The sequence below is a fragment of the Defluviitoga tunisiensis genome (assembly GCF_000953715.1).
Lineage (GTDB): Bacteria > Thermotogota > Thermotogae > Petrotogales > Petrotogaceae > Defluviitoga > Defluviitoga tunisiensis.
In genome coordinates, this window is sequence record NZ_LN824141.1 from 1,938,809 (window position 1) to 1,956,962 (window position 18,154).

General features: G+C 30.0%; 15 protein-coding genes. 11 read left to right on the top strand and 4 right to left on the bottom strand.

Translation table 11 applies throughout. The features are described 5' to 3' along the window. Nucleotides 1-258: 258 nt before the first annotated feature. On the bottom strand, nucleotides 259-1,482 hold the full coding sequence (locus DTL3_RS08845) for a hypothetical protein (RefSeq protein ID WP_045088394.1): 1,224 nt from the start codon (nucleotides 1,480-1,482) through the stop codon (nucleotides 259-261). A gap of 206 nt (nucleotides 1,483-1,688) precedes the next feature. Here DTL3_RS08845 and DTL3_RS08850 point away from each other — a divergent pair, with 206 nt between their 5' ends. The 7 genes from DTL3_RS08850 to miaB all read left to right on the top strand — a co-directional run bounded on the left by DTL3_RS08850 (nucleotide 1,689) and on the right by miaB (nucleotide 6,892). Beyond that, complete coding sequence (locus DTL3_RS08850) at nucleotides 1,689-2,162, top strand: hypothetical protein (RefSeq protein WP_045088395.1); 474 nt, start codon at nucleotides 1,689-1,691, stop codon at nucleotides 2,160-2,162. 154 nt (nucleotides 2,163-2,316) lie between these two features. Continuing rightward, a complete protein-coding gene (locus DTL3_RS08855; protein ID WP_052670469.1) occupies nucleotides 2,317-2,868 on the top strand; it encodes a YceD family protein in 552 nt (183 codons plus the stop codon). 76 nt (nucleotides 2,869-2,944) lie between these two features. Further along, nucleotides 2,945-3,127: a 50S ribosomal protein L32 gene (rpmF, locus tag DTL3_RS08860; protein WP_045088396.1), complete on the top strand. Its 183-nt coding sequence runs from the start codon at nucleotides 2,945-2,947 to the stop codon at nucleotides 3,125-3,127. 3 nt (nucleotides 3,128-3,130) lie between these two features. Continuing rightward, complete coding sequence (plsX, locus tag DTL3_RS08865; protein ID WP_084217277.1) at nucleotides 3,131-4,111, top strand: phosphate acyltransferase PlsX; 981 nt, start codon at nucleotides 3,131-3,133, stop codon at nucleotides 4,109-4,111. Between the two features lie 32 nt (nucleotides 4,112-4,143). Further along, nucleotides 4,144-4,497: a ribosome silencing factor gene (rsfS, locus tag DTL3_RS08870; protein WP_052670471.1), complete on the top strand. Its 354-nt coding sequence runs from the start codon at nucleotides 4,144-4,146 to the stop codon at nucleotides 4,495-4,497. A 135-nt stretch (nucleotides 4,498-4,632) separates the two neighbouring features. Next, the gene (gene rpsB / locus DTL3_RS08875; RefSeq protein ID WP_045088397.1) at nucleotides 4,633-5,478 is read left to right on the top strand and encodes a 30S ribosomal protein S2; all 846 of its coding nucleotides are present in this window, start codon (nucleotides 4,633-4,635) and stop codon (nucleotides 5,476-5,478) included. A gap of 88 nt (nucleotides 5,479-5,566) precedes the next feature. Then, the gene (gene miaB / locus DTL3_RS08880) at nucleotides 5,567-6,892 is read left to right on the top strand and encodes a tRNA (N6-isopentenyl adenosine(37)-C2)-methylthiotransferase MiaB (RefSeq protein WP_045088398.1); all 1,326 of its coding nucleotides are present in this window, start codon (nucleotides 5,567-5,569) and stop codon (nucleotides 6,890-6,892) included. A 250-nt stretch (nucleotides 6,893-7,142) separates the two neighbouring features. Here the strand turns inward: miaB and DTL3_RS08885 are convergent, their stop codons facing one another. Genes DTL3_RS08885 through DTL3_RS08895 form a run of 3 tightly spaced genes read right to left on the bottom strand, consistent with a single transcriptional unit; the run spans nucleotide 7,143 to nucleotide 11,387 of the window. After that, a complete protein-coding gene (locus DTL3_RS08885) occupies nucleotides 7,143-9,146 on the bottom strand; it encodes an ABC transporter ATP-binding protein (RefSeq protein ID WP_045088399.1) in 2,004 nt (667 codons plus the stop codon). Beyond that, the gene (locus DTL3_RS08890) at nucleotides 9,143-10,873 is read right to left on the bottom strand and encodes an ABC transporter ATP-binding protein (protein ID WP_045088400.1); all 1,731 of its coding nucleotides are present in this window, start codon (nucleotides 10,871-10,873) and stop codon (nucleotides 9,143-9,145) included. The genes DTL3_RS08885 and DTL3_RS08890 overlap by 4 nt, the downstream gene beginning before the upstream one ends. A gap of 4 nt (nucleotides 10,874-10,877) precedes the next feature. Further along, complete coding sequence (locus DTL3_RS08895; RefSeq protein WP_045088401.1) at nucleotides 10,878-11,387, bottom strand: MarR family winged helix-turn-helix transcriptional regulator; 510 nt, start codon at nucleotides 11,385-11,387, stop codon at nucleotides 10,878-10,880. A gap of 537 nt (nucleotides 11,388-11,924) precedes the next feature. Between DTL3_RS08895 and DTL3_RS08900 the strand changes: the two genes are divergently transcribed. The 4 genes from DTL3_RS08900 to lgt are packed head-to-tail and all read left to right on the top strand — an operon-like array spanning nucleotide 11,925 to nucleotide 18,108. Next, a complete protein-coding gene (locus DTL3_RS08900) occupies nucleotides 11,925-14,576 on the top strand; it encodes an O-antigen ligase family protein (protein WP_045088402.1) in 2,652 nt (883 codons plus the stop codon). Beyond that, nucleotides 14,573-14,824 carry a hypothetical protein gene (locus DTL3_RS08905; protein ID WP_045088403.1) on the top strand — a complete coding sequence of 84 codons (252 nt, stop codon included), beginning with the start codon at nucleotides 14,573-14,575 and terminating at the stop codon, nucleotides 14,822-14,824. The genes DTL3_RS08900 and DTL3_RS08905 overlap by 4 nt, the downstream gene beginning before the upstream one ends. Nucleotides 14,825-14,838: 14 nt before the next feature. After that, entirely contained in the window at nucleotides 14,839-17,184 is a 2,346-nt protein-coding gene (gene recG / locus DTL3_RS08910; RefSeq protein WP_045088404.1) for an ATP-dependent DNA helicase RecG, read from the top strand. 21 nt (nucleotides 17,185-17,205) lie between these two features. Then, on the top strand, nucleotides 17,206-18,108 hold the full coding sequence (lgt, locus tag DTL3_RS08915; RefSeq protein WP_045088405.1) for a prolipoprotein diacylglyceryl transferase: 903 nt from the start codon (nucleotides 17,206-17,208) through the stop codon (nucleotides 18,106-18,108). Nucleotides 18,109-18,154: the final 46 nt, after the last annotated feature.

The window sequence follows — 18,154 nt, forward strand, 5'->3', positions numbered from 1 at the left end:
TTTATCCCCCATATATATTGCTCATTATAATTGAAATAAACAATATTCTTTCTTATTATATCTTTATTATAAAAATAAGAATAAATATTATTATAAAAATAATAAAACAATATTTTTGTAAATTTTCGAAGTGAAGAGTATCAAAAATACATGCTTTTTGAATTTATAAAATTAAGATCTGAGAGGATCCTCCCTTGCTCTCAACAACATTATCAAAGGGCCTTAGTATAGATGTAGGAAGTTAACTCGAATCTGATATTAGGAAGAAGAAAGGGTAATATAAACATTCCCTATTCGAACATCGTTATCTACAGTAAAAACTCCGTCTTGAAAAAGGATCAAAATTTGTTCTTTCTTTTGATTCCATAAATCAGCAAAGTTTGCTTTTAATTCAATATCAAAAGAATATTCGCCATTACTAACAGGAATTGTTTGATCATTTATCAAAAATATGTAATTGTGTAATAAATTGTATTCATTAAATATTTCCAGTTTCAAATTAATATTAAATGATGGGATACTAGAAGTTATAGTTACAGGTACAACAGAAGTATAACCATTTTCTGGATTTGCAGGATTAAAAATCAAGTGAAAACTTCCATCAACAACAACATTTATCGAAGGTCCTGTTATAAGATAATAAACAGGAATAGCAACATAAAAATAATAACCACCTTCCATCGGAATTGAAACAACTGCATCTGCAACATGTAAACCTTCTTGTGGACAACCTGCATCAAAATACATTTTTTGTAATTTAGCCGCGTAATTATTATAATGATTGCCAATATTTGTACCAACTTGTACAGAGAAATTTATAGAACTGCCTGAAAAATAAGGGCTTTGAGTCCCTGTCAACTTCAATTCGTCAGTTAAAAATTCAAATTCTTGATTAACTGGTTGCAAATGTACTCTAAGATTTAAGGGAGGTAAATTGTTTGAAGAAAATATAACATTAGAAAATTCTTCTTTCCACCATATAGAATTAGTTTCACCTTCATACAACGGTGTAAAATCAAATACAATTTTATTCTCAGTCATACTATATTCTATATCATAATTTGGAACAACATATACAATATTATAATATGCAATATTACTACCATTCGATTTAAGCATAACTTGTCCAATATTTATTCTTTGACCTTCAAGCAGAAAGATTTTTTGAAAATTGGCTTCCCACAAGGCACGCTTTTGTAAATCAAGCCTAATTAAAAATGCATTGTTTTCATAGTATCCATTAAGCGTTAAATAATTATTACCCATATTTTCTTCATAACAAAACAAATTATAATTACTATTAAAAGACAGTTCAGAAGATAGACCGGATTGTGCACCGGTTAGTCTAATTATTCGAACATCATTATCAACATTGTTTTGGTCAAATATAAATTCGATATCTCCTAAATATCCTGAATAATTTGTTGAAAATGAAGTTAAAGTAAAAAATATAAATAATGTAATATAAAGTAATTTCTTCATACTATTTTAACTCCTTCTTTCTTTTTAAAACCTTATTATTAAATATTATACCTTATTTCAAGAATTTATATAAATTTTATCAATAAAAATTCAATAAAAATTATAAATACCTCTTAAAATCATTACTATAAATTAACAATAAATTTGACTTTTTCATTTTATCATGATATAATTTTATTGAAAATTTATTAAGGTAGGGAAATTTTATGAAAAAGATAAATTTTGTAACATTATTTATAATTTCTTTGTTTTTAATAAGTAGTTTATCTTTTTCGCAGACACAAGACAATGTCTCAATACCTGTGTTTGTAAGTATACCAAGTTATGCAAGTATTGAAGTAGATACAAATAGGATGGATTATGAATTAGACTTATCATCCCCTCAGAATATGGAAAAAGATATCAATGTAAGAATAATTGCTAACACCCCTTATCAGGTAGATGTTGGATTTGTTGCTAGTGTGGAAAATACAACACTTTCTGAATTTTTAAATGAGTGTTTTACTTATCAAATAGATTCAAAAGAACCAACCTTAGGTGTAATTGAAAGATCTATATCCGTAGGGTTTAATTTCAAAGATACATTACAAAATAATTCTGAACTAGAAGAAGAATTAATGAAAAATGGAGAATTTAATGATAAAGTTGGTAATTTCATATTCACTGTATTCGCTATTTAAAATTCCAGCAAAATAAAATCAAATACTATTTATATAAAAGGCAGAATAAGTCTGCCTTTTTTTATTTACAGTAACAATATTAATAAAATTTAACATATTATTCTTTTCCAGTAAACTTTTATCAAGTAAAATATTCTTCGCAGAGGTGAGAAATATGTTTAACGAGGAGCTTAAAAGTAGTCAACTAGTTGTTGAATATGAAAAGTTTGAAAAGATTATTGAAAGAAGAATAATTATTAGAAATTGGAAAGAAATTGAGCTACCCGCTGAGAATTCAAAAATTTTATCCCCCATTGAAGTTTTTTTTATACTTGAAAAGCGAGATAACCAAGTTTATGCTAGCGGAAAAGTAGAAACGTTGTTACAACTACATTGTTCTAGATGTTTGAAACCAATAGAATATTGGGTCGATGAAAATTTCGATTCTATATATATTGATAGAAGGTATGAAAAATTTCTTTCTAAATCAGAACAATTAAAGTCACTAGAAAACACCATTTATTATGATAATTCCATAATTGATTTGACAAATAGAGTAATTGAAGCTATAATATTAGCAGTACCAGAAATTCCTTTATGTAAAGAAGACTGTAAAGGATTATGTCAAATTTGTGGAGTTGATTTAAATGAAAATCCAAATCACTCTTGTGAAACTGATGAAATTGATCCTAGACTGTTGCCATTAAAAAAATTACTGGAAAAGTAGTGCTTTTTAAAGAGCGTTTTTAAAAGATACTTGCAATTAATAATTTGTAATTTCAAATCTAAAGGAGGAACTATTCATGGCTGTACCAAAACAAAAACCATCTCGAAGTAGAACCCATTCAAGAAAGGCAAAGCTTTATGCAGCTTACAAAATTAATGTTGTTAAATGCCAAAAATGTGGTGAGCCTAAGTTACCACATAGAGTCTGTTTGAATTGTGGCTATTATGGAGACAAACAAATATTAGAAATAGGTGAATAATTGATGTCTGTGATAAAAATAGGGGTAGACGCCTACGGTGGGGATAATGCGCCCGAAGCTGTGATTGAGGGCGCGTTGTTTGCGTTAAAAAACAATTATTTATCTCGCGATGAATTAGTTATCATTGGCAATGATTTGTCAAATGATTTTTTAGAATCATTAAAAGGTGTTGAGGTTGTACCCGCAAAAAATCTTGTAACTAACGACACAAAACCTACAGACGTTCTAAAGCTTGAAGAATCATCTATGTATATTGGTTGTAAATATTTAAAAGAAAAAAAGTTAGACGCTTTTGTGAGCGCCGGTAATACGGGAGCATTATTGGCTAGCGGCACTTTTATTGCGGGACGATTAGAAGGAATAAAAAGACCTGCTTTAGTTTTAGCTCTCCCTTCAAAATCTAATAAACCTAAAATATTAGTAGACGCAGGCGCAAATGCTGAGGTAAAATCAGAACATTTTTATGACTTTGCAAGAGAAGGAATCGCGTATGCAAAATTTTTAGATATTGAAAAACCTCGCGTTGCTATCTTAAATATCGGTTCAGAAGAAGAAAAAGGTAGTACATTAATAAAAGACGCCTATAATCTTTTAAAAGGTTTTTCTAACTTAAATTTTGTTGGATTTGTTGAAGCTAGAGAGATATTTGACGATACTTGCGATGTTATTGTTACAGATGGTTTTACAGGAAATAATGTCTTAAAAACCATAGAAGGAACCGCTTATTTTATTCTTCATGAATTAAAAACCGCTATTAAAAGCGGTGGATTATTTACAAAATTAGGAGCTTTATTTTTAAAGGGCTCATTAAAATCCTTGATTAATAAGATTGATTATAGGAGCTATGGTGGCACTTTTTTCTTGGGTATAAACGGAATACTTGTAAAAGCTCATGGTTCTTCTGACGCTGAAGCAATTTCTAACGCCATATTTGTTGCTACCAAAGCCGCTAAATTTGATTTACTTTCAAAAATAGAACTGTGAGTTTATAAATTTACAGTGGAGGTGTTAACTGTTTGTTAAAATCTGAGGTGTTTGAATCTGTTAAAGAAATTGTCGAACTGTTAGATGAAAAAGAAGGAATGGATATTTCCGTAATTGATATGGAAAACTCTGAAATTATGGTTGATTACTTTATTATAGTATCTGGAAATTCCGACACTCATATGGCTGCTTTGAGAGATGAAGTAGTTAGATATTTAAAAGATGAAAATATTCCCATTCTTTCGTATGATAAAAGTAGTGGATATGATTGGATGATAGTCGACGCCGGTACGTTTATTGTACATATTTTTTCCCAAGAAGGAAGAAGTTTTTACGATCTAGAAAGTTTATGGGGAGAACAAAAAAAGATTGAAAATATTATTTAAATTCTTCTTTATATAATAAACACTCACAGTTTTCGTTCCTCACCTCGGTGCCCGAAGGTTTTAAAAGGGTCGGTGTAAGGAAGGAGAAAGCTGGAGGTTTAAAAAACCAAATCAAAGTAGATGGAGGTGTTTTTTTTGTCAGTTGTTAGCATGAAACAGTTGTTGGAATCTGGTGCTCATTTTGGTCATAGAACCAGAAGATGGAATCCTAAGATGCAACCTTATATATTCGCAGAAAGAAAAGGAATTCATATCATCGATCTTCAAAAAACCTTAAAAGGTATTGACGAAGCATACGATTTCCTAAAAGAAGCTGTAATGGAAAGAAAAAGAGTATTGTTTGTAGGAACAAAAAAGCAAGCCCAACAAATTGTTGCAGATGAAGCAAGAAGATGTGGAGAGTTTTACGTAAACAATAGATGGCTTGGAGGTCTATTAACTAATTTTAAAACTATTAAAAGAAGAATAGACAAGTTAGAAGAATTAACTGAATATGTAGAAAGTGATGAATTTTTAAGACTCCCTAAGAAAGAGCAAGCAAACATTAGAAGAAATTTAGAAAAGTTAGAAAAAAACCTCGGTGGTTTAAGAGGAATGAGCAAATTACCAGGGGTTATTTTTATTGTCGATCCTAAGAAAGAAGAGATAGCGGTCAGAGAAGCTAATATGCTTAATATTCCTATAATTGCAATGGTTGATACAAACTGCGATCCTGACGTTATTGATTATGTAATACCTGCTAATGACGATGCAATAAGGGCTATTATGTTAATTACTTCTAAAATGGCAGATGCTGTAATTGAGTCAAAAGAAGGAAGAATAGACACACAAGAAGAAACCGAGACAGAAGAAACTTCAGAAGTCCTTGATGAACATATCGTTGAAAAGTTAAAAGCAGAAGAAAAATACGAAAAGTTTATTGAAGAAATAGAAGAAGAGGAAGAAATAGAAATTCCTGATGAAGACGAAGATAGATTTTAATTTTATCAAAAAATCTAACCACATATAATTTAATTAGCAATTATATATGATCGGGGGATAATCTCCCGATTTTTTTGGAGTGATTTGAATGAAGTTTTTCATACGAACCTTTGGTTGCCAGATGAACTTAAATGAAAGTGAAATTATGGCGGGACTCTTAATTAATGATGGCTTTGAGTGGACAGAAAATCCAGATGAAGCAGATATTATAATAATAAATAGTTGTTCTGTACGAGAAAAAGCTGAAAATAAAATGTATGGAGCTATAGGAGGATATGGAAAATTAAAAGAGAAAAATAAAAATTTGATAATAGGAATAGGTGGATGTTCAGCAGAAAAAGAACGAGATGCTCTTCTTGATAGATTTAAAAAAATCGATTTTGTATTTGGAACAAGAAATGTAATAGACATTAGTAATTTAGTAAAACGTGCAATGAAGGGAGAGAGATTTGCAGATTTTAGTGACAAGTTGAACGAAGTTAATTATTCTATTCCAAAAAGACCTTTTAGTAAGCATCACGCATGGATAACCATAATATATGGGTGTAACAAATATTGCACGTATTGTATAGTACCTTACACACGTGGATTTGAAAAAAGTAGACCAATAGATGACATAATTAACGAAGTAGAAGAATATAACAAAAATGGATTTAAGGAAATTACATTTTTGGGTCAAAACGTTGATTCCTATGGAAAAGATTTTGGAGATAAAAAACCGAAATTAGACCTACTAATTCAAAAATCAGCACAATTTGATTCAATAAAAAGAATATGGTTTATGACATCTTATCCCTCAGATATCACCGACTCCTTAATTGATACTATAGCAAAAGAAAAAAAGGCTGCAAAATATATCCACTTACCCGTTCAATCTGGTAGCAACAGAATATTAAAATCAATGAACAGAAGATATACAAAAGAACAATTCATTGATTTAGTGTATAAGATACAAAAAGAGATTCCGGAAGTAACAATTAGCAGCGATATAATAACTGGTTTTCCTTCAGAAACAGAAAAAGACTTTGAGGAAACCGTGGATTTAATTAAAAAATGTAGATTTGAACGAATAAACATTGCAGAATACTCTCCGAGAGAAGGTACAGTTGCACATAAGTATTTTGAGGATAATGTGCCAAAACATATAAAAAATAAAAGATTGCAATATATAATGAACCTTCAGAAAAAAATAAATTTAGAAGAAAACGAAAAATATCTTGGAAAGACTTTGTCAATAATTCAAGAGGGAAAAGCAGGGAAAAACAACACATATATGGGTAGAACAATTAATAATAAGCTGATTATATTTCAAAGTCAAGAAAAATTGAATGGATCATTTTTGAAAGTAAAGGTAAACAAAGTATCTCCAGGTCCTTTATATGGCGAAATTATAGAAATTATAAATAATATATAAAAATAAAGATTTTTATCAAGATAGCATCTTTAATTTATAATGGGTCTAGGGCAAAGCTCTCACTCATTCCCTGGTACAAGTACCAAATTAGAAATAAAGATTTTTAGCAAAAAGACATTTTGTAAAAATCAAATACAAAATTTATATATCATGCGGATTTTGGAATTTTTTAAGTGAGTAAGATATAAATAGATATTAAATAGATATAAAAATTGGGAGACCTAGGTCTCCCAATTTTTTATAAATAGTTTTAGCTTATTATTTGAATATCATCTGAAGAAGACTTAATTTCTAAGTCTGTTCCAATAAATTGACTCATATAAAGATCATAGTAAAATCCTTTTTTTGCCATAAGTTCTTTGTGATTACCTTGTTCAACAACTCTTCCGTGATTCATTACTACTATTATATCAGCATTTCTTATTGTAGATAACCTATGAGCAATGACAAAACTAGTTCGCCCTTCCATTAGATTATTCATAGCTTCTTGTATCAATACTTCGGTTCTTGTATCTACTGAACTAGTTGCTTCGTCTAAAATTAGGAGTGGGGGATTAGCGAGAAACGCCCTTGCTATAGTAATCAATTGTCGCTGACCTTGAGATAAATTAGTAGCATCTTCGTCAATTATTGTATCATATCCTTTTGGCAACGTTCTTATAAAATAATCAACATAAGCAGCCTGTGCAGCTTTTACGATTTCTTCATCAGTTGCTCCTTCTTTACCATAAGCAATATTATCTTTTATAGTTCCTCTAAACAACCAGGCATCTTGAAGTACCATACCAAAATTCTTTCTCAAGTCAGCTCTTCTCATCTGTCTGATGTCTACACCATCCAAGGTTATTCTACCTGCATCTACATCGTAAAACCTCATGAGCAAATTAACCAACGTAGTTTTTCCTGCACCTGTAGGACCTACTATGGCTACAGACTGACCTGGTTTCGCTTCAAGGTTCAAATTTTCAATTAGAGGTTTTTGAGGTTCATAACTAAAGTAGACGTTTTCAAATTTTACATGACCTTCAACTTTATCTAAAACTACAGGATTTTCAGGATCAGGGATTTCTTCTTCTTCATCAAGTAATTCAAACACTCTTTCTGCTGATGCAACAGTAGATTGTAATACATTGATAATACTAGATGTTTGAACAATAGGCATAGTAAATTGTCTTGAATATTGAATAAATGCCTGAATATCTCCTAAAGTCATAACCCCATTAGCAACACGCAATCCGCCTACAACGCTTACTATAACATAATTAAGATTGTTAATTAATCCAATAAATGGTCTTATCAAACTTGAAACAAATTGAGCCTTAAATGTTGCTTCACGTAATCTCTCATTTTCTTCATCAAACTCTTTTTGCATATCCCAGTGTTTATTAAAAGCCTTAATGACATTAAATCCTGTGTAGGATTCTTCAACATGTCCATTCAATTCACCAGTACTATCCCACTGAATCTCAAATTGCTTTTGAGAATGTTTAATAACAAACATTGTAACCAATAACGCCAACGGAATCACAGTTAAAGTTATTAGCGTTAAAAGAGGGCTAATTGTAAGCATCATGATAAGAACACCAATTACCGTGACAACTGCTGTTATTAATTGCACAAGTGTTTGCTGTAAAGTATGCCCAATGTTATCTATATCGTTAGTTACCCTGCTTAAAAGATCACCATGTGGATGACTATCATAAAATTTTAAAGGAAGACGAGCTAATTTTTCATCAACTTCCTTTCTAAGATTATAGACTGTTTTTTGCGCCACACCAGCCATTAAATATTGTTGAAGCCAGTTAAAAAATGCAGATAAGGCATATACACCTAATAATGTTAATAGAATAGTTGCTAATCTACTAAAATTAACGCCTTGACCTGGCACAATATTCATAGGTCCAAGCATCTGGGCTATTTGATCCCTTCCGGAAAATTTCAAAAATTCAATAGCTTGATCTTTGGTCATGTTAGGAGGCATCATTTTCCCAATAATTCCTTCAAAAAGAACGTTTGTAGCCTTTCCTAACATCTTTGGAGCGATGATCATAAAAATTGTGCTTACTACTGCAAATACTATTACAATAATAAGAGGAATTAATTGTGGTTTTAGGTAACCTAATAATCTTTTTAAGGAACCCATAAAGTTCCTTGGCTTTTCAATAGGAGCACCAACACCGCCTCTTCCGCCCCCGAATCCTTGTCGAATGGGCTTCTTTTTTTGATCATTTTTTTGTTCATTTGCTTGACTCATACTGCCTCCTCCTTCGGAATCTGCGAGTAAACAATTTCTTGATAAACTTCGCAACTCTTTAACAATTCTTGATGAGTCCCTATGCCCGCAATAGTGCCTTTATCACTTAATACTACAATCTGATCAGCTGTAAGAACCGTACTAACCTTTTGAGCAACAATAATAACGGTCGCATCTTTTGTTTCATCCTTCAACGCTTCTCGAACCTTCGCTTCAGTTTTGTTATCCAATGCTGAAAAACTGTCATCAAAGATATAAATTGTTGGCCTTTTTACAATTGCACGGGCAATACACAAACGTTGTCTCTGTCCACCCGAAAAATTAGTTCCTCCTTGATCAACTGGTGCCTTTAGTTTTTCTGGTAATCTACTTACAAAATTTTTTGCTTGAGCAATTTCAAGAGCATGCCACATCTCTTCCTCAGTTGCATCCTTTTTACCAAATCGTAAATTGCTTTCGATTGTTCCACTAAATAAATAAGATTTTTGAGGAACCAATCCAATCATATCTCGAACCAATTCAAGCGGCATTTCTCTAATGTCTACACCATCAATTTCTATTTTTCCTTCAGTTACATCATAAAATCTTGGAATTAAATGTACCAAAGTACTTTTTCCACTCCCAGTACTACCTACTATAGCTGTTGTTTGACCAGGTAAAGCTGTAAAAGATATTTTAGATAGAACTGGTGCCTCTGCATCAGCATATTGAAAAGAAACATCTTTAAAGGCAAGTACTCCTTTTCTCTCTGATGGAATTTTTGGACTTTTCGGTTCTTTAACAGAGGGTTCAGTATGTAATATTTCGTTTATACGCTCTGCAGATGCTTCTGCTCTTGGAAGCATTATAAACATAGTCATAGCCATCATAATTGAAATCAAAATCTCCATTACATAAGTTAAAAAGGCTGTTAAATTTCCAATAGGCATTGCACCACTATCTATACGAATTCCACCAAACCACGTTATAGCTAAAGAAGTTACGTTCATAGCAAGCATTATTAATGGAATTCCTAAAGCCATTATTCTGTTAACTTTTAATGCTGTTTGAGTCAGATCTTTATTGGCTTTATCAAACCTACGGGCTTCATAATCATCCTTAACAAAAGCTCTAATAACCCTAATTCCCATTAATTTTTCCCGAAGTACCTGATTAACTTTATCAACTTTTTTCTGTAAGGTCTTAAAAAGAGGTACAGTTTTTCTCATAATGAAAAATACAATTAATGCAATTACTGGTACTACAATTATAATTGAAGAAGAAAGTACAACGTCTTGACGAATTGCCATTATTATTCCACCAATAGACATTATCGGAGCCATGATCATTATATTTAGCAAGGTCAAAACAAACATTTGAACTTGATGAACATCATTGGTGTTTCTTGTAACCAGTGAAGCTGTCCCAAATCTATCAAAATCTTGCTTAGAAAAACTTAATACTTTATAGTACAACTCTCTACGCAAATCTCTAGAATATGAGGTAACAACTTTTGAACTAAAATAAGAGGCAAGAATTGCCGCTCCTGCAAGCAAAAGTGTCGCTAAAAGCATAATTCCACCTGTGTGTATAATATATTGAATGTCACCTTTTGCTATACCTTCATTAATAATCTTTGCATTCAAATTAGGTAAAAATAAATTTGACACTGCTTGCACAATTAGTAATAATATTGCAAATATAATCTCTTTGTAATATGGTTTTAAATATTTAACTAAATGCTTCACGGTTTCAACTCCTTTCTGTTTTTTCTAAATTATTTAGTATATTTGTTGAAACTTGACTAAGACACTTTTTAAAAATACATAAGTCTTCATAACTTATTCCCTCAAACTCCAAATTAATAATATCTATAAATGTTTCTCTTAGATTTTTTAGTAGTTTTTGTCCCTCGTCAGATAAAAAAATCCTCAGGGTACGTTTGTCTTTGCTATCTTTCTTACGTTCTATCAGCCCTTTCTTTTCTAAATTTCTTAAAATTTTAGAGACAGTCGGAGTAGCGACATACATTTGATCAGCTATGCTTTTTTGATTCGTCCCAGGGTTAAGGCCTACATACCACAAACAAAAAGCTTGACCAGGAAAAAGAAAAATATGTTTTTGAGTTAACAATACAAAATTCAATTGATTATGCAATTTTATTGTTTGAAATAATTCCTTACTAACATCCCATTTAACTTTTTTTAAGTCGCTTTGATCATTAACTGAATTATTTTCTTGTGTATAAAACTTATGATTCATTTTAAACCTCCAAGTAAAATCCTTATTAGGGGGGTACACCCCAAACCTATTATAAAATCAAAATGTAATAACAACCCACAAAAGGAAGGCTACATTCTCTTAAGCCTTATACATTTAAAATGACATTTGAAGATTATTTAGTTACTCTTACATAATGTATAGTACGATATATTATTGTAAGATAATATTAAAAAATAGTTAGCAAGCTAACTATTTACTATTTTAAACTATATATTTTAAAATGTCAAATATTAACTAAAAATATTTATTTTTTTAAAATATACTCTTTAAAAATTGAAGTTCAATAATTATTTGATATAATATATAAGTCTGAAAATAAGGATTATGTTGTGACTAAAGACTTCTAACCTGAATATCAAAGAAATAGGTTTCAAGATTCAAAAAGAGTAATTACTAACGTCAAGTTGTTCAAAAATTGGTATTTTGAATTTGTAATGGGTCCAGGGTGGAGCCTTCTAATAAGGATTTTAGAGCTTCTAAAGACAGTAAATAACAAATTTATAGGGAGGATATAAATTGAAAGCAAATTCAAAAGGAAAAAGTGTTTTGCCCACCGACATTATTATAATGTTGCTTTTGTTTCTCCTAATCCCTTTTTTAATGATCCCAAAGTTTGTTCATGAATACTCAACTCAAAAACATTTTGTTTTTTCTGTTTTCTTGTTTATTATTTTAGTATATTATCTGTTCAAATATTTATCAAAACCTTTGGAAATAAAATTTTCATCTGCACATATTTTTTTACTCCTTTTTGGAGTTTCGGGTTTTGCATCATTAATTTCTGTTGCTATAGAAAATAGGTATTATTTAAGTACTTCAGCAGGAACTGCTTTTTACTTAGCATTAATAATACTTTTTTCATACCTGGTTTCTTCTAGATTTGGAGGAAACTTCAAATTTATAGAAACAGGTCTTTTCGTGTTCATGATAACCGGAACAATCATTGCTTTTGATGGAATTTTAAACAAATTTCTAGGCTTTGATTTATTCTTTGGAAAATATGGAGACCCTTCTCAAAGAATAACTTTGCGCACTACTATTGGAAATCCAAATTTTGTATCTGATTATTTAGCTCAATTATTACCAATTTCTATCTATTTTACTTTAAGAAAAGATACAAAAATTTATACAAGAATTTTCTCTTTAATAAATGTATTTATTATGCTCTGGGTAATTTTACTAGCCCAAACTCGTTCTATATATCTTTCAACATTTGTGGGATTGGCATTTTCTGCTATTAGTTTTTTAGTAGCTAAAAAGAAAGAGTCTTTAAAATCTTATATAAAAACAAAACAATTTAAAATTTGGGCATTATTGGTTTTAAGCGTTATCTTATTTTTGTTTATAATGTTCAATTTCGAAACACCTTTTAATAAAGGCGGGGAAGTAATTGCAACAGAACGATTTGCATCTTTGACTTCTGTTTCTTCATGGGATGAGAGGATGCTATCTTGGCTTTCTGCAGTTAAACAATTTAATGACAAAAATCATAGAAACCATTTGTTTATCGGTAGCGGAATTAATACATATTCTGTTTATTCTCTTCACTATCTTGGACAAGTTCAAAACGAGAATCCTGAAAGATTTTTATATGCTTGGAATAATTTCAAAAGAGCTCACAATGATTATCTTCAAGTTTTAGGAGAAACAGGTTTATTTGGTTTTCTTTCAATAACAATGATGATTTTAAGTTTAGTATTTATTTATTTTAAAGTATTAAAACAAGAACAAGATGATGATAATAAAAATTTACTTTTTCCTTTGTTTGGTTGGTCTGCTGTAGTAATGATTATACATGCTTTTACAGAATTTGCATTCCATCTTCAACCAAATATAACATTAAGCGTTTTTATTTTATCAGTTGCTGTATCAGAGCAATTTAATCCTAAAATTAAATCTATAAAGATAAAAAAAAGTTTTGTTTTTTTTATTATAATGCTGATTGTAGCCTTTGTATCATGCTATTTTAAATTTAATGAATCATTATCTGAGGCTTATTATGTCATAGGAAATTCTCACTACAATGCTATGCTATCTTTTAAAAATGCATATGAAAATCAACTTCCTAACGTAATAGCACAACTTGAATCACAAAAAAAGAGTTTACAAAATCAATTACTTGACTATTCATTTAATTCCCCTGAATTTAATCGAATCACCCAAAATATTGCTCAAATTGAATCTGAGATAACAAAATATCAAGAACTCAAATCTAAATATAAAGAAAGTTTAGCTCTTAGTTATGATCAATCTTTCAATTACTTTCTAAAATCTTTGAGTAGTAACAAAAATTTTGGAAAATCGGCATTTTACATGGCTCAATTATTTTCATCTGATGTACGATTGAATAATTTAAAATATGAAGATCTTCCTAAAGTTTTTAGTTCAGAATCTAATGAATATCAGTTTATGATTTCTGAATTCAATGGTGCTCTAGATTTAATGCCTTTCCCTGATGAAATTTTACGAGATACAGTTGAGCCTGTCTATAATACTGTTACCCAAATTGACAATAATTCAAAGACATTGATCCTAAGAATTCAAAGCTTATACGACTCAATAAACCAGTTAGAGTATGCTTTTACTTCTTTTAATGAAAAAAATGCCTACAGACTTATAGGAAGGATGTATTACAATATTGTAGTCCTATATGAACAACTAAAAGAAACCCTTACAATTGATTCGCAAATACTATCAAACATTGAGAACCTTCAATTAGAAGCATACAATAATTTTCACTATTGGATACAAAAGGCAATATATATACTTCCTGGAGGATGGAATAGATTTCCTGAGTGGGAAAATATCTATTCTGAATATATTCTTCTTACTGCAAGGTGTCTAGAAATATATCCCGAAGATGAAGTCGTTGATAAAATTATTTATATTACTCAAAAAGATGGAAGTGCAAATTATTATATGGCAAAAAAAACACGTGGAATTCCAGATAATTCCCTAAAAGTTTTATCGGAAGTATATCTAGCCTTAACAAATAATGATAATAAGCTTAGGTTAGCACGAGCTGTTGTTGAACATTATCAAAACGTCTATCAATATTATCAACAGTTAAAGAGCGATCAAACAAAGGTTTATTTGCAGTATCAACAAAGAATAGATAACTTCTTAAATGAATATGATTTTTTCAAAAGAAGAAGTGAATTTTTATGAATAAGGTAATGGTTTTTTTGTTATTTCTATCATTGAGTTGGTTTTTAATTGTATTTTCTATTTTCTTAAAAATTAAATCATATGGTGAAAGCCTGGAAGGCGATTTAAAAGGTTTTTATATTGGCAATTCTTCTTTAGTAAAAATAAAGCCCTATATTGAAAATGGACAAGTAAAGGAAATAATTCTTAATGGTTATAAAATGTATAAAAAAGATGGTAAAATATTGATAGAAAAGATTAAAGATTAAAAGGGAGTTTAGAAATGATTGAAGAAATTATTGATTCTTTTGAATATATTATTATTCTAAAAGAAAAAAATATAAAAACTTGGGAAGATATCTTCCCAAGTTTTTATAGGATTGCAAAAAATAATATAAAAGAGATTAAAGAACACGGTTTACTTGATGACATAAAAAAGTTATTAACTTATGCAAAAGCACTTGAGAAATTTGATGAAACTAATCGCAACAAAATATTCGATAACTTAAAACAATATATTGTTTCACTAAAAGAAAAGTTTTTAGTTGACGAAATAATTGTTCCCCCTGAAAAAAAGCTTAGTCTATTTACTGATATAAAGTATGTGAAAAATGTTGGGCCAAAAAGAGCAGCCTTGTTAAACAAAATGGGAATTGAATGCCTTAATGATTTTTTTTACTTTCCTCCTCGTGACTACGAAGATAGAAGAAAAGTTACTAAAATTTTTAATGCTAAAGATGGAGAAAAAGTAGTTATTATTGGAAAAATTGTAAATTATGAAGAAGTTAAAATTAATAAAGACTTGACAATCTTAAACTACTCTGTAGAGGATGATACAGGAATTATTAGAATAACTTTTTTCAACCAAATTTATATCAAAAATTACTTATCTAAAGGTACTATAGCAGCTTTCTATGGAAAAATTGAATATACTTATGGCGTAAAACAAATGAAATCTCCTGATTTTCAGGTATTAAACACACAAGATGATTTTCAAAAAGAAATATTGCCTGTTTATCCTCTAACCGCAGGATTAACGCAAAACATTATCAGAAATATTTCAAGAGAGGTAGTCAATCAAACTTTTTTTCTAGAAGAGTTTCTACCAAATGATTTTATAGAAGAATTTAATTTATTAACTTTAAAGAAACGTCTAAAAGGTTTACACTTTCCTTTAAGTTTTTATCATAAGAATAGGGCTCTTTATTCGTTAAAATATGAAGAGGCTATACTCTTTGAATTAGCTATAATTTATGTAAAGCTTAAATTGAAAGAAAATAAAAAAACAGAAGGCAAACAAATTAAGGGTGAATTATCTAACAAATTTATTGATATGCTTAATTTTGAACTAACTGATGCCCAAAAAAGATGCTATGAAGAGATTAAAAATGATTTAACCTCATACTATCCTATGAATAGGCTTCTACAAGGAGATGTAGGTTCTGGTAAAACTGTTGTTTCTGAATTAGCTGTAATTGATGTATGCGAAGCAGGTTATCAATCTGCCATTATGGTACCGACTTCTGTTTTAGCCAAACAACAATTTAACAGAATATCTAAAGACTTTGAACCATTAGGCTTGAAAACTGAGTTATTAATTGGTGAAACCAAAGAAAATGATAAAATAGCGATTAAAGAGAGATTAAAGAATGGAGAAATCGACGTAATCATTGGTACTCACGCAATCATACAAGAAGACGTAGAATTTAAAAAGCTGGGATTTGTTGTTATAGACGAACAACAAAGATTTGGAGTTAATCAAAGACTTCAGTTAATAAAAAAAGGAAATCAACCTGATATTCTAGTTATGACCGCTACACCAATTCCCAGAACTTTAGCAATGACCTTCTATGGAGACATGGATGTCAGTGTTTTAGACGAAATGCCAAAAGGGAGAAAGCCTATTAAAACATTTTTAGTGCCAGATTCAAAAATGAATAGTGTCTATAGATTTGTAAAGCAAGAACTTGATCAAAATAATCAAATTTTCTTTATTTATCCACTAGTTGAAGAATCTGAAACCTTGGACTTAAAGAATGCCACTGAGATGTATGAAAAATTAGCACATGTTTTTAATGATTATAAAGTTGGACTATTACATGGTAAACTTCCTTCGTCAGAAAAAAATGAAATTATGGACAAATTTATGAAAAAAGAATACAATATTCTTGTAGCTACTTCCGTAGTAGAAGTTGGAATCGACGTTCCTGATGCGACAGTTATGGTGATAGAGCATCCTGATAGATTTGGCTTATCACAACTTCATCAATTACGTGGAAGAGTAGGGAGAGGGAAAAAACAATCTTATTGTTTTTTAATAATTGATAAAAAAATAAATAGAGAAACAAGGCAAAAATTATCTGCCTTTTCTAAAACGAATGACGGTTTTAAAGTGGCTGAAATAGATTTACAATGGCGAGGTCCTGGTAAATTCTTTGGAGTAGAACAACATGGTATTCCTGAATTTAAATTTTTAGATCTGATAGAAGACTTTTCAATAATAAGTCAATCAAGGAAAAAAGTTGAACAGTTCTTAGTGAATCCAGATGACCTTAAGAATTTAGAAAGATTAAAAAGTGAGTTGAAAATTCGATACGGTAACTCTATAGAATTAATACATGTTTTATAATAATTAAAATAAGGTGATTTTATGAAAAAAGATAAAACTTTTCTATATGTTCTTTGGATAGCACTAACAGCTTTTTTCGTAATTTCTTTTATAATTTTACCTAAAAGCTTTTCAGGAGAATGGTATTTCGATTCTGTTCTTATTAAAATTGGGTTTATTGAAATAAGATGGTATGGATTACTTATTGCTGTTGGGATTCTTTTAGCAACATTTATAGCCGAGAATGAAGCTAAAAGAGAAAAGGTAAGTGAAGATGATTTTTTCAGTGTTCTTGCATTAGGGATAATATTTGGAATAATTGGAGCAAGAATATACTATGTAATTTTCAACTTTTCATATTTTTCACATAATTTGATAGACATTTTTAAAACATGGGAAGGTGGACTAGCGATACATGGTGCAATTTTAGCAGCTTTTTTGGTTGCCTTTTTATATAGTCATTTCAAAAAAAACTGCACCTTTACATTTCTTCAGGGCTTAGATATTTTCACATTTGTTCTTCCTTTGGCTCAATCTATTGGTAGATGGGGAAATTTTTTTAATCATGAAGCTTATGGACGACCTACAAATCTTCCTTGGAAAATGTACATTGCCCCTGAACATAGAGTACCAGGCTATCAAAATTTTGAATTCTTTCATCCAACATTTTTGTATGAATCATTTTGGGATCTAATTGTTTTTCTGATCCTTTTTTATTTCATCAGAAACAAAAGACAAAATTATGGAGAGGTTACTGCTTTATATCTTATACTTTATTCTGTAGGTCGTATCCCAATAGAACTTTTAAGAACGGACAGTTTATATTTAGGAAAATTTAGAGTCGCAGTTTTAATTAGCATTTTGTTAATTATAGTTGGAGTGTTAATGTTTGTTTTTTTGAGAAAAGGATCAATAAAAAAAGACAAAAATAACTCTATAGCTTAATATTTAGAAAGAGTGAAAAAATAAAGGTGAATACTTTTAAATTCAA

What these genes read in the sequence shown, in the direction of transcription:
- DTL3_RS08845 (WP_045088394.1), bottom strand. Translation starts at nt 1,482, where the DNA reads ATGAAGAAATTACTTTATATTACATTATTTATATTTTTTACTTTAACT.
- DTL3_RS08850 (WP_045088395.1), top strand. Translation starts at nt 1,689, where the DNA reads ATGAAAAAGATAAATTTTGTAACATTATTTATAATTTCTTTGTTTTTA.
- DTL3_RS08855 (WP_052670469.1), top strand. Translation starts at nt 2,317, where the DNA reads ATGTTTAACGAGGAGCTTAAAAGTAGTCAACTAGTTGTTGAATATGAA.
- rpmF (WP_045088396.1), top strand. Translation starts at nt 2,945, where the DNA reads ATGGCTGTACCAAAACAAAAACCATCTCGAAGTAGAACCCATTCAAGA.
- plsX (WP_084217277.1), top strand. Translation starts at nt 3,131, where the DNA reads ATGTCTGTGATAAAAATAGGGGTAGACGCCTACGGTGGGGATAATGCG.
- miaB (WP_045088398.1), top strand. Translation starts at nt 5,567, where the DNA reads ATGAAGTTTTTCATACGAACCTTTGGTTGCCAGATGAACTTAAATGAA.
- DTL3_RS08885 (WP_045088399.1), bottom strand. Translation starts at nt 9,146, where the DNA reads ATGAGTCAAGCAAATGAACAAAAAAATGATCAAAAAAAGAAGCCCATT.
- DTL3_RS08895 (WP_045088401.1), bottom strand. Translation starts at nt 11,387, where the DNA reads ATGAATCATAAGTTTTATACACAAGAAAATAATTCAGTTAATGATCAA.
- DTL3_RS08905 (WP_045088403.1), top strand. Translation starts at nt 14,573, where the DNA reads ATGAATAAGGTAATGGTTTTTTTGTTATTTCTATCATTGAGTTGGTTT.
- recG (WP_045088404.1), top strand. Translation starts at nt 14,839, where the DNA reads ATGATTGAAGAAATTATTGATTCTTTTGAATATATTATTATTCTAAAA.
- lgt (WP_045088405.1), top strand. Translation starts at nt 17,206, where the DNA reads ATGAAAAAAGATAAAACTTTTCTATATGTTCTTTGGATAGCACTAACA.